Source organism: Streptomyces sp. CNQ329, assembly GCF_000482585.1.
Map to the genome: position 1 here is coordinate 1 of NZ_KI519461.1, position 1,775 is coordinate 1,775.

General features: G+C 74.1%; 1 protein-coding gene. It reads right to left on the reverse strand.

Annotated features, from left to right (window positions below):
* Positions 1-382: 382 nt before the first annotated feature.
* A complete protein-coding gene (locus tag I003_RS0131215) occupies positions 383-1,618 on the reverse strand; it encodes an amidohydrolase (protein ID WP_027775013.1) in 1,236 nt (411 codons plus the stop codon).
* Positions 1,619-1,775: the final 157 nt, after the last annotated feature.

The following is a 1,775-nucleotide window of genomic DNA, read 5'->3' on the forward strand; positions in this document are numbered from 1 at the left end:
GCCGCCGACGCCGGTGACCCGGGCTCACTGTCAGAGCAGGCGCATACCCTTGGGCGGGCGTGAGGGGACGTGCGGTTCGAGGCGAACAACGGCGCCCACGACGCCGCCCCCGAATACCGGGCCGACGCCGACCCCCGATACCTGACACCGACCCCCCGATACCCGGCCACTGAGCGCACTGTCGGCTGCCCCGCTGCCCCCGGTCCCGGCCCACCCCACGCGCCAACCCCGACACCGGCACCCCCGCACACCGGCCCTCCTCAGCGAACCACCGCCCACCCCGGCGCGGACCCCCGTACCCGCACCGCCCCCCGCCCCCGGGCCGATCCCCCATCCCCCGCCGGCGTCCCGCCGATCGCTCGTCCGACGACAGTCGGCGGCCCTAAGCCGCAGAGCCCGCGCCCAGCAGTGCCGCCGCCGTGAAGAGTTCGACTCCCACCCGGATCGCGCCCTCGTCCACGTCGAAGTCCCCCTGGTGCAGATCCCGCGGCAGGCCCGTCTCGCCCACCGCCCGCACGCCCAACCTGGCCAGTGCCCCCGGGACATGCTCCAGGTACCAGGAGAAGTCCTCCCCGCCCAGGCTCTGTTCCGTCGTCTCCACCGAGTCCGCGCCCCGTCGCGACGTCATCGCGTTCGCCAGCAACGCCGTCGTGGCGGGTTCGTTGACCACCGGCGGGACGCCGCGGACGTACGTGATCGCCGACTTCGCGCGGTGCATCGACGCGACCTCGTCGACCGCCGCGTGGACCATGTCCGGGGCGCGGCGCCACGTGTCCAGGTCCAGGCAGCGGACCGTGCCGGAGAGCTCCGCGTGCTGCGGGACCACGTTGCAGGCGTGGCCCGCGTGGAGGCGGCCGAAGGTGACCGCCAGGCCCGCGCGGGCGTCCACGCGGCGGGACAGCAGGGCCGGGACGTCGGTGGCGACGCGGGCCGCCGCCGTGACCAGGTCGGTCGTCAGGTGGGGGCGCGCGGTGTGGCCGCCCGGGCCGTCGAGGGAGATTTCGAGGCGGTCGCACGCGGACGTGATGGCGCCCTGCCGCAGACCGAGGCGGCCCACCTCCACGCGCGGGTCGCAGTGCACCCCGATGATCCGGCCCACGCCGTCGAGCACACCCGCCTCGATCGCGTCGGTGGCGCCGCCGGGCAGCACCTCTTCCGCGGGCTGGAAGATCAGCCGTACGGGATGCGGCAGCATGCCCTCGCGGGCCAGGGCGGCGAGGACGATGCCCGCTCCCAGGACGACCACCGTGTGGACGTCGTGGCCGCAGGCGTGGGCGCGGTCCGGGACGGCGGAGCGGTACGGCACCGTCTTGGTGTCCGGGATCGGCAGCGCGTCGATGTCCGCGCGCAGCGCCAGCATCGGGCCGGGGGCCGTCCCGCCCTCCTCGATGCCGATATCGCAGACCAGCCCGGTGCCCGCCGGGAGCACGCGCGGTGCGAGACCTTCCTGTTCCAGCCGCTCCTTGATCGCGGCGGTGGTACGGAACTCCTGGTTGCCCAGCTCCGGGTGCATGTGCAGGTCCCGCCGGAACGCGATGAGTTCGGCGTTCAGTGCCTCCGGGAGCGCCCCGGGCAGGAGCGCGTCGGGACCGGACTCGGGCTCTGCGTCACGGGACATCAATCGGTTCACAGTGTGCAGGGTACGGGGATCACCCGGGCCGCCGAGAAGGGATCAACAAAATTTCAGTCCGGCGGGTGCATGACCGGCGTGCGCGGTGGGTAAACTCCCGCGCTCCTCACGCCTGGCCCTCCTCACGCCTGGCCCTCCTCACGCC